The sequence below is a fragment of the Riemerella columbina DSM 16469 genome, from assembly GCF_000374405.1.
Lineage (GTDB): Bacteria > Bacteroidota > Bacteroidia > Flavobacteriales > Weeksellaceae > Riemerella > Riemerella columbina.
In genome coordinates, this window is record NZ_KB894223.1 from 1 (window position 1) to 14,829 (window position 14,829).

A 14,829-nucleotide genomic window follows, 5' to 3' on the forward strand; every position below is an offset into this window, starting at 1 on the left:
TGTTAAGTATTATGTGTTTTTTAATATAAAAAGTATAATATTCATTTTTTTATCTAATTTCTTATTGTAAACTCCAATATTTTTTTATTAAATAAAAATTTGTATTTGTTAATAAAATTTAACATCTTTGCATGGTATAATATTAAATTTTGTTAATATGAATGTTAAATTACAAGTGCTAACTGCTGGAGCGGTTTTCTTTATGGGAGCTCAAGGCGTTATGGCACAAAAAACTAAAAATGACACTGTCAAAACCAGAGAAATTGAAGAGGTGGTGATGGTGGGATTTGGACAGAAGAAAGCAGTTAAAGAATTAACCGGTTCTGTGGGGAAAATTGGCAAAGACATTGCCGATTCCAATTCTGGATCTATTGATAAAGCAATGGCTGGTAAGGTAGCTGGTGTTCAGATGGGTATGTCAACAGGACAGCCTGGTGGAGCTGCTAATATTAGAATTAGGGGTATGGCTTCGATTAATGGTCGTAATAATCCAATTATAATTATTGATGGTGTTAGAGTGGCTCAAGGAGATCTTACGATAAATTCAACAACAAGTAATATTTTAGCTAATCTTAATGATGCTGATATTGAAAGTGTAACTGTACTTAAAGATGCGGTGTCTACAGCTGTATATGGTGCCGATGCTGGTGCGGGTGTAGTAATAATCACAACAAAATCCGGTAAAAGAGGAGCGGCTAGATTTAATTTAACTTCTGAAACTGGTGTAGCTTATAGAGCTATAAATGGTCATGAAGGGCTTTCTACCTCAGAGATGCAAACTCTTTTATCTCATGGTATAGCTAATCGTTATAGAATGTCTGTTGAAGAAGCTAGAAAAGCGGCTGAAAATGGTAAATTAGGGGGTAGTTTAAAAAATATTTTTAACTCTACTGTTAGTACTAATTGGAGAAATGAAACTGAAAGAACAGGGGGAGCTTTGCTTCAGAAAAATAACCTGTCTGTTTCTGGAGGTAATGATAGACTAACTTATTATACATCCTTAGGATATTTTAATCAAGATGGTGTTACTAAGGGATCATCATTTCAAAGAATTTCAGGTACTACTAGAGTAAATTTTAAAGCGACTGATAAATTAACATTATCGACTGACATTCAAACTTCATATGGTAAAACTAAAACTCTAAGCCAAGGTGGTACATTTGCCAATCCTATTTTAGGACAATATTTCTTAAGACCAACAGATCCTGTTAGAAATGCCGATGGATCGTATTATCTTGGTGGTGCAAACGGAAAAATGTCTAATAATTTATTTAATGTTGCTGCACTTCAAGATTTAAATTATAAAAATGCAGGTACTGCAAGAGTTTTTGCTAATTTACAAGCTGAATATAAAATTGCTAAAAATCTAACATATAGATTTGTTTTTGCTCCAGAGTTAATTAATATTGAAGAAGATTCATATGCATCACCATTACATGGAGACGGTTACAATTTAGGAGGAGCAATGTATAGTTATGCAACAAGATACTTTAATTTTAATGTCCAAAATATTTTGTCTTATGATTTAAAATTTGGAGATAGAAATAATTTCTCTGCAAGTTTAATACAAGAAGCTTATAGAGAGGATCGAAGACTAGTTGGAGGTGAAGCTAACGTGGTGGGGTCACCAAATTTACAAACATTAGATAATTTCATTATTCCTAGAGCTGCTGTAGGTAGTAAAAGAATTATTTCAAGAGGTGGTTATGCTGCAACAGTTCATTATGATTATGATAAATTATTTTTGTTAGATTTATCAGGTAGACAAGATAGAGTTTCGAACTTCTGGGATGATAACAAATCTGGATACTTCTGGTCTGCGGGTGTGGGTGTTGACTTAGCTAGGCTAGAGTCTATTAAAAATGTAGAATCAATATCTCAATTGAAATTCTCAGCGTCTTATGGTACGGTAGGTAATTTACCATCTGTTGATGTGTCACCTTTCTATACCTATTTTTATGGTGCAAATTATGGAGACAAAGCCGGTGCATATCCAATAGGTGTAGACAATAGAGATTTAAAATGGGAAACATTAAAGCCATTGAATATTGGGTTTGATTTGGGCTTATTTAGAAATAGGTTAACTTTAGGTTTTGCTTATTATAATAAGGTTACTTCCGATATGATATTTGACATACCTTTATCTATGTCTCAAGGAGGATACAACGTTATATCTGGAAATGCATATGCTAGCAAGTATGTAAATGTTGGTTCAATGAGAAATTCTGGTTTAGAATTTACATTGGGTGCACAAATTATTAAGAGCAAAGATTTAAAATGGTCACTTAATGCGAACTTCAGTACCTTAGATAATAAAGTTTTAACTTTAGCTGAAGGTAAGGATGTTATTTCGGGATCAAGAATCTTAAGAGAAGGTGAAACGGCTAATGCATTTTATTTAAGAAAATGGGCAGGAGTTGACAGTTCAAATGGTAAACCTCTATGGTATAAGAATGGTATAGACGGAGAGACTACCTCAAACTATAACGAAGCTAAACAAGAGGTACAAGGATCACCATATGCTAAAATATTTGGGGGAGTTGATACACAATTTTCATATAAGAATTTTGATATTGAGGCACAATTTAGTTATGGTTTCGGTAATAAAATATATGATTCTTGGGCTATATACTTATTTAGTGATGGACAATATACTGCAACCTATCCTGGATATAAGGCGCAGTTAGATTTTTGGACACCTGACAATAGAGACGCATTAAATCCAGCACCTATTTATGGTAATGGTAATAATAATGCAAATGCAGCATCTACTAGATTCTTATATAAAGGAGATTATGTAAGATTAAGAACTTTAAAATTAGCTTATAATTTTGATAAAAACTTTTTAGGGATTAATGGTGTTTCGGGTGTACAGTTGTATGTGTTGGGTAATAATTTATGGACTCATACATTTGATAAAAACTTAAACTTTGACCCTGATTTACAACTTGGTGGTAACGCGAACTTAACATTACCTCCGATGAAATCATACAGTTTAGGTGTTAATTTTAACTTTTAAATGAAAAAAAATGAAAAAAATAGTATATAACTTATCAATATTGTTAGCTACAAGTGGTCTTGTACTAACTTCATGTAGTCGAGACTTCACTGAAACACAGTTTTTTCAATCTGAAGTAGCTATACCTATTACTTCGGTAGAGCAATTGAACTCTTTTGTGAATGGTATGTATGTTAAAATGCGTTCTAGACATTATTTAGGTAAATCTCTTAAAGCATATGCACAAATACATACTGATGAAACTTATTGTACTCTGTATAGTGGTAGAAATGTTCAATTCGCAACATATACGATGACCTCACAAAGTGCTGATGCTAAAGATACTTGGTATGGAATTTACCAAGTGGTCGCTAATGCTAATATTATCATTAATGCTTCAGATAATCTTACATATAGAGGTAGCGCTTTAGATGCTAGTGGTAAAAATGAACTTAAATATCTTAAAGGGCAAGCATATGCTGTTAGAGCTCAAGCATTTTTTGACTTATTAAGACTTTATGGTCAAGAGTATTCTTCTGGAAATTTAGGTATTGTGCTTCCGTTAGAATATAACCCTAGCGCTAAAATGCCAAGAGCAAGTGTTGATGAAACAAGGGCTCAAATTGAATCTGATTTTGCCAAAGCTTTGGATTATATTGGTGATTCAGGTGCTTTAAGTGATAAAACTTATATTAATAAATATGCTGTAAAGGCATTGATGTCTAGATATTATCTTTATAAAAAAGATTATAATAAGGCTTTAAAATATGCTGACGATGTAATTAATTCAAAAGCATATTCCGTTGCTAAAGCGAGTGATCTGAAACTTTCCTTTTCTAAGGAAAATCCTGAAAACAGTATTTTTGAACTTGCTGTAGGAATAAATGGTGCTAATGGTACAAACTCTTACGATTACATTATGAATTCCAATGGTTATGCTAACATAGCAGTATTGCCTTCTTTATTAAATAGTTACGATAATGATGATGTAAGACTTAGTTTAATTACTGTTGATGATGGCAAATATTTTCTGAATGGTAAATTTTCTAGTCTTCAGGGATCCAATAATGTTAAAGTCATAAGATATGAAGAGGTGCTATTAAATGCTGCTGAAGCAGCTTTCATGACAGGCAATACAGCAAAAGCTTTGGATTATGTTAATGATATTAGAGTTAATAGAGGGTTAACAGCATCTACTTCAATAACATTAGATGGTATTAAAGTTGAGCGATCTAAAGAATTACTTGGTGAAGGATTTAGATATTGGGATTTACTTAGATGGAACTCTGTAATTCCTTTTTATACGAATACTGGAGCAAGAGATACTAAATTTGATAAGAATATTGGAGATTATCTATTAGCTTTCCCTATACCTAGAGATGAAACTAATGTTACAGGAAGCAAAATTGTTGCTAACCCTGGTTATGATAACTAATATTTAAATAATCAATTTAAAATCCCTAAATTTGTACCTCATATTTTTATTATGAGGTACATTTTTTTTATGCTATTTATTGTAGCTAGTGTTAAGGGACAAATTCTTAAAGCTGGAGGTGATTTGAGTGAAATTAACAAGGACTCTCTAGTGGTAGATAATGGAAGTAAAGATTCGTTGGCAGTTTTTGTGCCTACAATGCAAGACTATCAATTTAAAACCCAATTTGGAGCCTACCAATCTTTCGATACGGTTTTTACTATTGATAAATATTATCAGTTTACCCAATATAATAATGCCGATGGTGTCGGTAAGATTCCATTTTCTAATATAGGAGCGGGGTATCAAGATTTGGTGTTTAAGGTAAATCCTCAACAAAACTTAACTTTGCTGCCTACTAATAAAACTTACAAGATTAAAGGAATAGAAGACATTAACTACTATAATGTAAAAACACCAACTACGGCTTTTGTCTACCATAATGGTGTAAATAATGGAGGTGCTTTACAATCAACCTATACTCAAAATATAGGCAAAGATTTTAATTTCGCGGTGGAATATTCTGGTTTGCGCTCCAAAGGATTTTATAGAAGGAGTCTAGCGGCGAACAATCGTTTTACCGTATCGGCACACTATCAATCTCCGAATCACAAATATGAAGCCTATGCCCATTATTCCCATCAAAACATCAATAATGAGGAGAATGGCGGGATTACCAATTTAGACAATTTCCTTAACGATTCTCGTTTTAAAACAAGAGAAAACTTAGAGGTTAATCTATCTAATGCCGATAGCCGTTTATATTATAGGAGGTATTATTATAGCCATCAGTTTAGACCATTTTCGTCTGAAAAATTTCCGTTTAAAGTTCGACATACAATTTTCCATCAAGGGAATAAATATTATTTTAATACATCGACTTCGGATGCCTATTGGAAAAATAATGGAGGCGGAGATTTAGTAAAGGGGATGCCTACGGGAAGTAAAAAATACGCTAATAATTTAAGCAATACAATCAGTTTGCTTTGGGATGATACTCGGTTTAAACTAGATGCTGGTGTACGCTATCAAAATATAGAATTAGGAACGAATAATCCAATCAAGCCATACAAAGAAAAAGAAAATAGAATAGGAGCCATAGGGCATTTAAAAATGAACTTGTGGGACAAGTTGGATTTAGATGCGGCTTTGGAATTATCTAGAGGGAATGTTTTTGGAACTTATATAAGGTCTGCCAATCAGCTAAGATTTGAACCGATTGAAAATTATTTTATTGATGCGGAGGTTAATTTCCAGTCAGCAGCTCCGAGTTTTAACGCGCTAGTCAATAGTTCGCCTTTTGAGAATTTTAATTATAATTTTCAAGATTTTAAAAATCAAAATGTATTGGAAATTGGTGGAACAATGGGACTAAAATGGTTCGATGCTCAGCTTAAAGCTAAATATTTTAGATTAGACCATTACACTTATTTTACCTCATGGGGACAGCCAAAGCAGAGTAGTAATGCTCTTAACATGGCTCAAATTGGAGGAACATTTAATCTAAACTATCGTAAATTTCATTTTAAACCAGAAGTTTTATTCCAGACAGCGTTATCCAATGGGGATTTATATCCCATGCCAAAACTCATAGGGCGGCTTAACCTCTACTACCAAACCGATGCTTTTAAAAAAGCAGCAGAAATTCAAACGGGGTTGAATCTCTATTATTTCTCTAAATTTAAATCCCGAGTGTATTTGCCTATGCTGAATGAATTTGGTCTGCCGTCTCCTAATGGTTATAGTATTGGAGGACAGCCAATTGCTAATGCTTATTTTAATTTAAAAGTAAAACGGATGTTGATTTATATTGAGGGACAGCATTTTAATACTACTTTTATGAAAAATCAATCCTATACTGCACCGTATTATCCTATCGCCGATTTTAGGCTAAATTTGGGAATTGTATGGTATTTGTTTTACTAGATTTATGTGAGAGATTATTCTTACATTTGTAAAAAATAAGATATGGATACTGCTGCACTAAAGTTGAATCTCATCAATAAAATTACCGAAATTAAAGAAGCTCGGTTGATTGAAGACCTACAATATTGGTTAGAGTTTGAAACTAATTCTCAGGTCTATACACTTACCGATGAGCAATACCAAGCCATTATAAAAGCCCAAAAAGATAATACCTTATCAGAAGATGAAGCCAATAATGCGATAGAACAATGGCTAAAAGAAAAATAATTTGGACAGAAAAAGCCAATATCGAAAGAAAAGAGATTTTAGAGTATTGGATTTCTAGAAATCAGTCTAAAGTTTATAGCATAAAACTAAACCGATTATTTGTAGAAACCGCAAGAAGAGTGGCGACACACCCAACTATTGGAAGACCTACCAGTATCGCATCTGTTCGCGTTACCATTGTAAGGTCTTATCTTATGTTTTATGAATACCATTCTACACATATCAAAATATTAACGGTTTGGGATGGCAGAAGACATCAGAGCCAATTGAGTTTAAAATAATACATTAATGGTCACAACAATTCCATTTCAAAATATAGATTCTATTCCTCAAATCATCAAAGATTTTTTAGATGAAAAATTTGAGGATTTTCAACCCTACACCTTTAGCTTGGAACATATACAGTCCAAAGTTAAACACAAACAACAGGTATTTACTAAAGCCCAGCGAAAGCAACTGCACCAAGTCATGGCTAAGCAGTACCAAGGTTTTGATTTATCTAATGCACAACAAGCTAACCTTGATTTGTTGTTAGAAGACCACACTTTTACGGTAACTACGGGACATCAGTTAAATCTATTTACGGGCCCCGTATTTTTTATTTATAAAATTTTGCAAACCATTAAAACTTGCGAATATCTCAAGAAAAAAATGCCTCAATATCAGTTTGTCCCTATATTTTGGATGGCAACAGAAGACCATGATTTTGAGGAAATTAATCATTTTAGAACCGAAGCAAATTATTACGAATTAAATGCAAAAAAAGGCGGTGCAGTAGGAAGAATAAAAGTGGAAAACCCAGATTTTATCCATGTGTTTGCTCAAGATTTTAAGGAAGAATTATATGGTGAAACGCTAATCTGTTGGATGAAAGAAGCCTATCGCGTAGAAAATACTTTGGCGAAAGCCATCCGAATTTTAGCCCAAAAGTTATTTGCAGACTATGGTTTATTATTACTAGATGGCGATGATAAAACACTGAAATCTCAAATGATTCCCTTATTTAAAGAGGAATTAAAATCTCAAAAACTATACCATACCACAGCAGAAAAAGTCCATATGTTATCTGAGCAATATGGCAAAGTTCAGGTGAATCCAAGAGAAATCAATTTGTTTTACCTTTCAGAGACGAGGGATAGAATTGAAAATATCTCAGAAGGTTATCATGTGGTGGACACCAAAATACAATTTACAGAGAACGAAATTATAGAAGAATTAGAGCAACATCCCGAACGCTTTAGCCCAAATGCTCTTTTGCGTCCCGTTTACCAAGAAACGGTTTTGCCCAATATCGCTTATATAGGAGGCAATGCCGAAGTGGCGTATTGGCTGGAGTTGGTAGATTATTTTAAAAGTATTGGTTTGGAATTTCCTATTTTAATTCCCAGAAATTCTATGGCGTTTATCACTGAAAAGACGGCGCAAAAAATAGAACAATCGGGACTAGAAATAGAAGATTTTTTTAATGATTATCAAAAAAAATTTAATGATAAACTCCTCAAAGAGCATCCTTTATTAGAACTGATTAATGAAAAACAACACCTTTTAGAACAAGGGTTTGATGAATTAAAAGTAAAAGCCTCGCTTACCGAAAAAACATTTTACAATTTAGTAGACGCCGAGCAAACCCGCCAACTCAAGTCGTATGACAAAATGAAAAAACGCTTGCTAAAAGCCGAACGCATCAAGCATACGGAACAGTTAGAATATTTAATGCGGTTGAACGAAAAGCTATCGCCCAATAAAAAATGGCAGGAACGACAGTACAATTTTAGTGTGTTCTATAAAACGCTAGGCGGCCAATGGCTGAAGACATGCTATGATGAAATAAGTGTAGAGAATTCTATGATGATTGTTTGTGGGATTTAATTAGAAAGATGTATTTTTGTAACCGACTTTATCAAGATAAAAAATGAAAAAATTACTTATAGTTCCGTTATTTGTTATGGGATGGTGGATGCAAGCACAAACGCATAAGGTAACACCTAAAGAAACCCCATACTCTATTTCGAGACAATATGGATTAACCCTTAAGGAGTTGTATGAACTCAATCCAGAACTTAAAAATGGGACGCTACAAATTGGGCAAATCGTAAAAGTAGGGAAAAAGAATAGTTCTCAACAGAATACAGCCAGTGCAAAATATGGGAAGATAATTTTGCAACCCAAGCAGACCCTCTATGGCATTACCAAACAATACCATATCACAGAAAAAGAACTAAGAGCTTTAAATCCCAACCTAGAAATGAAAATAGGTGAGGAAGTGCTATTGCCATTGGGTAAACTCAATAAGTATGCAGATAAAAATGCATCTGCTAAAGTAGAAACTACGGTGGCTAAACCAGTAGAAGAAGTAAAAGAAGCGGTAGCAAATACTTCAGCAAAAGTTTTATCGGCGGATGAATATGAAGTACAACCTAAAGATAACTACTATAAAATCAGTAGGAAATTTAAAATCAGTAAGAAGGATTTGTTTGCAATAAACCCAGGGTTGGAGGAAAGAGGCTTGAAGGTAGGAGATGTGATTAAAATAAAATATACCGAAACACCTAAAGACGCCGTAGAAATCACAGAAAAAGTAGTGGAAGAACAGCCACAGCGGACATATACCGCCACTACGGTAAAAGACGATTATTTAACCTATAAGGTGCAGGCAGGGGATACCGTGTTTGGGATTCTCAACCAATTTAATGTTGATTTAGATGACCTTTTGGAGCTTAATCCAGAATTGTCCAATGGACTAAAAGCAGGTATGGTGCTTAGAATAAAAAAATTGGATGAGGCATACATTAAAAATAATGGGGAGGCACTCAATGTCGTATTAATGTTGCCATTTGGTTTTGATGCGGGGGATTCTAAATATCGCAATCTATCCGCAGATTTCCTCACAGGTGCTAAATTGGCTGTGGAAATGAACGCGGCTAAAGGTCAAAAAATTGACTTTAAAGTGATAGATGCTGGCAACGAAAATGCCTTTAAGAAAAGCCTAATGCAAATCAATAGAGATAATACAGATTTGATTATCGGGCCATTGTTTAAATCTAATGTAGTAGAGGTGTTGGATTATGTAAAGGATAAGAAAATCCCAGTGGTGGCTCCTTTTGCCAATAGTCCAGAGATGTATGGCTATGGCAATCTTATTATTGCCGAAACGGATAAATTAATCTATGCTGATAGAATTGCTCAAGAGGTAAAAGAAGTATTTTCTGACCAAAAAATCTATATTGTATCGGGTAAGGATAGAGAAAATGCTAACTATCTAAAACAAAAGTTAGAAAAGAGCCTTAAAAATCCGAACATTGTTTTGGTCAATGGTGCATCAGAAATCGCATTAGAACAAAATATGATGACGGGACAGAATTTACCTGTAATCGCTATATTGGCTAATGACGACGATAATATTGGGGCTGCATTTTCTTCAAAAATTATTGAATTATCTAAAGAAACTAAAGGTATCAAGGCGTTTAGTATGTTCTATACCCCATCGTTTGATAGAAATATAGATGGACTAAGCCAAGCGAGTTTGGTGTATATTATGGATAGAAAAATCAATACTGAAGGGAGCTTTGAAAAAGAAGTTTTAGTTGCTTATAATAAAAAATATTGTAAAACGCCAACAAAATACGCTGTTATAGGTTTCGATATCGTGAGCGATATGCTCTCAAGAGAAAATACCAAAGGGGAAGTGTTCAAGAGAATGAAAGATGCCCAAACGCAGTTGGCTACAAAATTTGAATTTAAAAAAGTGAAATCTGGCGGGGCTTATGTTAATATAGGTTACCGTGTAGTAAGACTTTTACCATAGAAAAATATAAATAGATATCTGAAAAATATAATATGAAAGCATTAGTATTCCCGGGGCAAGGGTCTCAGTTTGTAGGGATGGGAAAAGAACTCTACGATAGCCGTAAGGATGTAAAAGACTTAATGGAATTTGCCAATGAAATTTTAGGATTTAATATCCTTAAAATGATGTTTTCTGGAACGCCAGAAGATTTAAAACAAACGCAAGTAACACAACCCGCAATTTTTATCCATTCGGTAGCCACAGTAAAAGTAATTGATGCCACAACCGTAGAAATGGTGGCAGGACATTCTTTAGGAGAATTTTCTGCTTTGGTTGCCAGTGGTGTGTTTTCTTTTGAAGATGGTTTAAAACTCGTAGCACAAAGGGCCGATGCGATGCAAAAAGCGTGTGATGCACATCCTTCTTCTATGGCGGCTATTTTAGGCTTAGAAGATGCTAAGGTAGAAGCGATTTGTGCGGAAGTAGATGGTATTGTAGTGCCAGCTAATTATAATTGTCCAGGGCAATTAGTAATTTCTGGAGAAACTGAAGCAGTGGAAGAAGCGTGCGCAAAAATGAAAGAAGCAGGGGCTAAAAGAGCTTTGGTATTACCTGTCAATGGTGCGTTTCACTCACCATTGATGAAGCCAGCACAAGACCAATTGGCAGCGGCCATAGAGCAAACTAAATTTAGAAAAGCTAGTTTTCCTATTTATCAAAATATTGTAACAACTGCGGTGTCAGATGAAGAAGAAATAAAGAAAAATCTTATCGCCCAACTGACAGGGCCAGTAAAGTGGACGCAATCAGTTCAGAATATGATAAAAGACGGCGCTACAAAATTTGTAGAAGTAGGACCTGGAAAAACTTTACAAGGGTTAATCAAAAAAATAGATCCCGAAGTCGCAGTTTCTTCTGCGATGTAACATTAAAAAATCTTGCTTTATTATGAGGCAAGATTTTTTTGTTAAACTATTTTGAGTAAATTATTTTATTAATCCTGTCATAACACCGATATAGCCAACAATAATACCAATAATAAATATGGCTAACATAACTAAAATTATCCAGAAGATATAATTAATGATAATTGCTGAGTTGCCAAATTTTCGTTCAAAATAAATATGTGTTTGATTGTACCAAAGATTTTGTTTAGGTTTTAAAAAATTTCTATCGTATTGAAAGTCATCTGGCTCATCGGTCATTTGATTTACAAGGTCTGAAATTTCTACGACATACTTTCCATAGAGTTGTTGCAACCAATATTTGCCTATTACATGAAGTATATAAGAATAGAGTAGTACTAAAAATATTAAGGTTATAAAATTAAAACATTGGATTTTTTGTAAAACTGTATTTGTTGCATAACAAATATAACATAAATTTTAAAAATAATTTATTTTATTGATTTTCAATTGAAATGAATGAAAGCTATTAAGAATAGTATAAAAACGTATTAAAATTGTTCTATTTTAAAAACTAAAGTGGCTGCTAGTTTTCGTGAGACGAAAGTAAAGGTGAAGGTGGAGAGAAATCTGTCTCAAATACCTAAATAATATACTTCACTACTCCTCTAAGGATCCTACGCTAAAGTATCTGTAAAACTGCGAAAATAGATAAGTTTTCTCAATCTAAAAATAAATCACTTAAAATGGCTTAAACGAAGTTGTTTTTATAATTTTTTTTAGTACGTTTTTTAAAATGCAAAATTTTGTAATTTTTCAAATTCATTTTTAGAAAATTGATTTTCAATTTTACCATCATTTAAAACACCAATTTCATCACATGTATTAAATAATGTTTCAATAATATGTGAACTGATAATGACTATTTTGTTCTTCTTTTTCAATAATTTTATTAAATCGTAAAGCATGATTACTCCTTCAAAATCAACACCATTAAAAGGTTCATCTAATATTAAAATAGGTTTGTCTAATATTAAGTTACCAATTAATGCTATCTTTTTTTTCATTCCACTCGAATAATTTTCAATATATTTTTCTAATGGCAAATTAAATTTTGATACCAAATCTATATAATCATGTTTGCTTTCAGAAAAATAAGACAAATATTCTTTTCCTGTAATATAAGGGTAAAAATAATTTTCTGTTTCTAAATAACTAATTTCTTTGCGTGTAATTTTGCGATCATTTAATAATATTTGTCCAGAATATTTATATGTTTGAAATAGGCACTCAAAAAGTGAAGTTTTCCCAGCACCATTTTTACCTAAAATCCCATAGATTGAAGAGTTGTGGATGCTCAAATTTAAGTTATCTAATACGATTTTTTCATTAAATGAAAGGCTTAAGTTATTAATAGTCAACATATTTTTCAATATTTTTATTTGCTTTTGTAAAATTTTTATAAATCCTTAATACACCAGGAATAATAAGTATTGAAATTATTAAATACTCCATATAAATTCCTGTGTTATATTCATTTTCTTTTTGTAGATGAAAATATTGAACATATTTTCTGATTATTATTAGCGAAAAAAATATATTTACAATTAACAAATAAGCCAAATAAAATTGTATTGGATTATCCATCAAAAAATATAAAAGCGATGTAAATATAAGAATTAAGTTAAAAAATTTTAGGTTATCATATAATTTAGTTTTTAACTTTGAATTTTTGAAAGTCATTATTAATTGCTCTTTACTTTCATTATATTTATAAATCTTTGAAAAGTAGTCTAAAAAAAATATTCCATAGAAAAATAATGTAAATGGATGATAACCTGAAATGACTAACAATATTATGATAGTAATAAAACCGATAGGGTTTCTTCTAAAACTAGAATTGATTTCAAAATGTCTATTGGAAAGAAAAGTTAAATTTATCGATGATATTCTTTTTTTAGAAGTAATTGTAGAAATCAAAATAATAATCATTAAAGGTATTGTAAATGAATAGTTAAATTTGTAATTTAAATTTGTTATACATAAAAACATAAAAAAGATTATATTTTCACAAATTAAAATTAGTTTCGATTTACCTTTAAAAACATGTTTTAAAAATTTTATATCTTTTCTATTAAAGTGAAAAATAAATATTGGGATTAAAAATATATATGGGTAATAATTATTGTTTTCAATTTTAATAAAGACAAATAATAATATTTCAAATATATAAGCAATCCCAATATTTGGAGATAAATTTACAATCCTAAATAATTGCGAAAATCTAAAAAATAGATGCCTAAATAATTTATTCAGAAATAAACTCATTAAAAGTAGGTTCTAAATTAAATATTGGATTTTCATCAATAATTCCCACACCTGCCATCATTGAAATCCCTTGCTCAAAAGGGTTAAGTCCTAATTCATCTTCAATGTTTGAGTGATTTATAGCTGCAGTAAATACTCCTAAATTGAGTTTTGTTGCTATTAGATAAATATTTTGACATAGATGTCCTCCCTCTCGCAATAAAACTGAATAGGCACTTGAATTTTTACGATATTTCCAAAAATTTCTAAAATATCTGTGAGCTAAGAAGAATAGTACAGATGCGTTTGTGCAATATTCTTGACCAACAGTAAACAAATTGGCTTTTTCTATTGCTTCTTCAATTGAATAAGGTTTAATTAAATGCAAACTATCTTCCTGTACATTATAGTGATAAAGTCCTTGTTTAATTCCTTCCACTCTCAATATCAATAAATAAACCTCTGTAGCATGCATCCCTCCTCCTGATGGACTGGTTTTCTTTACAGAAACTATATCAGATTCATATAATGAACGAGTTCCTTGAATTCCAAAAGTATATTTCAGAAGCACAGATAAATCCTCAAATGACATTTTTTTATTAATATCAAAATTTCTCGTTGTTTTTCTTTTCAATAAAATATCAAAAAAAGCATCTTTTTTCTTATCTTCATATGATAAAGCAATTTTATCCAAGCAATTATCAATTTTGTGATAATAGGAGGGCGGGTAACCATTTTGAGCAATTACTTTTTTCATATCATCTTCAGAATCTAACTTGACTGCAGAAGATTTAAAATTAACATTTATATCTTTCCACTTGGTCATAAAATTAAATAAAGCTGCATATATATGCCATTTTTGCTCAATTAACAAATTTTCATTTTCTAAATATTGAATACATTTTTTATTGGTATCTTCATTTGTTAATATAACGCCAATGTTGAGAAATTTTTTTAATAAATCGCTTTCACCAACACTAACCCATTTATTATCATCAATACTTATAATCCAATTAAATTCATCACGAGATACGATTATTTCTTTTCCATACAGAATAGGAATCAAAACAATTTGTTCCTCGAAATTTTGTTCATTTTTTAAAATTTTTTTCCAATTGTAATACTGGGAAATTTCTAAAAAAGAAAAATAAATATTTGGATCTTT

The 14,829-nt window shown here is 31.9% G+C and carries 12 protein-coding genes; 8 read left to right on the forward strand and 4 right to left on the reverse strand.

Annotation, left to right across the window (positions count from 1 at the left end):
* The first annotated feature begins 157 nt into the window (after positions 1–157).
* The 8 genes from C237_RS0103425 to fabD are packed head-to-tail and all read left to right on the forward strand — an operon-like array spanning position 158 to position 11,378.
* Complete coding sequence (locus C237_RS0103425; protein WP_018675096.1) at positions 158–3,019, forward strand: SusC/RagA family TonB-linked outer membrane protein; 2,862 nt, start codon at positions 158–160, stop codon at positions 3,017–3,019.
* Positions 3,020–3,029: 10 nt separating this feature from the next.
* Complete coding sequence (locus C237_RS0103430) at positions 3,030–4,433, forward strand: RagB/SusD family nutrient uptake outer membrane protein (RefSeq protein WP_026315468.1); 1,404 nt, start codon at positions 3,030–3,032, stop codon at positions 4,431–4,433.
* A 51-nt stretch (positions 4,434–4,484) separates the two neighbouring features.
* Positions 4,485–6,398: a putative porin gene (locus C237_RS0103435; protein ID WP_026315469.1), complete on the forward strand. Its 1,914-nt coding sequence runs from the start codon at positions 4,485–4,487 to the stop codon at positions 6,396–6,398.
* Between the two features lie 42 nt (positions 6,399–6,440).
* Positions 6,441–6,665: a hypothetical protein gene (locus C237_RS0103440; protein WP_018675099.1), complete on the forward strand. Its 225-nt coding sequence runs from the start codon at positions 6,441–6,443 to the stop codon at positions 6,663–6,665.
* Positions 6,647–6,946, forward strand: a complete 300-nt coding sequence (locus C237_RS0103445; protein WP_018675100.1) for a type II toxin-antitoxin system RelE/ParE family toxin — start codon at positions 6,647–6,649, stop codon at positions 6,944–6,946. Before C237_RS0103440 ends, C237_RS0103445 begins: the two co-directional genes overlap by 19 nt.
* A 7-nt stretch (positions 6,947–6,953) precedes the next feature.
* The gene (gene bshC, locus C237_RS0103450) at positions 6,954–8,534 is read left to right on the forward strand and encodes a bacillithiol biosynthesis cysteine-adding enzyme BshC (protein WP_018675101.1); all 1,581 of its coding nucleotides are present in this window, start codon (positions 6,954–6,956) and stop codon (positions 8,532–8,534) included.
* A gap of 43 nt (positions 8,535–8,577) precedes the next feature.
* Positions 8,578–10,470: an amino acid ABC transporter substrate-binding protein gene (locus C237_RS0103455; protein WP_018675102.1), complete on the forward strand. Its 1,893-nt coding sequence runs from the start codon at positions 8,578–8,580 to the stop codon at positions 10,468–10,470.
* A 32-nt stretch (positions 10,471–10,502) separates the two neighbouring features.
* Entirely contained in the window at positions 10,503–11,378 is an 876-nt protein-coding gene (gene fabD, locus C237_RS0103460) for an ACP S-malonyltransferase (protein WP_018675103.1), read from the forward strand.
* A 60-nt stretch (positions 11,379–11,438) separates the two neighbouring features.
* Here fabD and C237_RS0103465 read toward each other — a convergent pair whose 3' ends face one another.
* The 4 genes from C237_RS0103465 to C237_RS13875 all read right to left on the reverse strand — a co-directional run bounded on the left by C237_RS0103465 (position 11,439) and on the right by C237_RS13875 (position 14,730).
* Entirely contained in the window at positions 11,439–11,711 is a 273-nt protein-coding gene (locus C237_RS0103465; RefSeq protein ID WP_018675104.1) for a hypothetical protein, read from the reverse strand.
* Between the two features lie 437 nt (positions 11,712–12,148).
* The gene (locus C237_RS0103470; protein WP_018675105.1) at positions 12,149–12,781 is read right to left on the reverse strand and encodes an ATP-binding cassette domain-containing protein; all 633 of its coding nucleotides are present in this window, start codon (positions 12,779–12,781) and stop codon (positions 12,149–12,151) included.
* Positions 12,768–13,685, reverse strand: a complete 918-nt coding sequence (locus C237_RS0103475) for a hypothetical protein (RefSeq protein ID WP_018675106.1) — start codon at positions 13,683–13,685, stop codon at positions 12,768–12,770. Before C237_RS0103475 ends, C237_RS0103470 begins: the two co-directional genes overlap by 14 nt.
* Positions 13,666–14,730 carry a SagB family peptide dehydrogenase gene (locus C237_RS13875; protein ID WP_018675107.1) on the reverse strand — a complete coding sequence of 355 codons (1,065 nt, stop codon included), beginning with the start codon at positions 14,728–14,730 and terminating at the stop codon, positions 13,666–13,668. Before C237_RS13875 ends, C237_RS0103475 begins: the two co-directional genes overlap by 20 nt.
* Between the last annotated feature and the right edge of the window lie 99 nt (positions 14,731–14,829).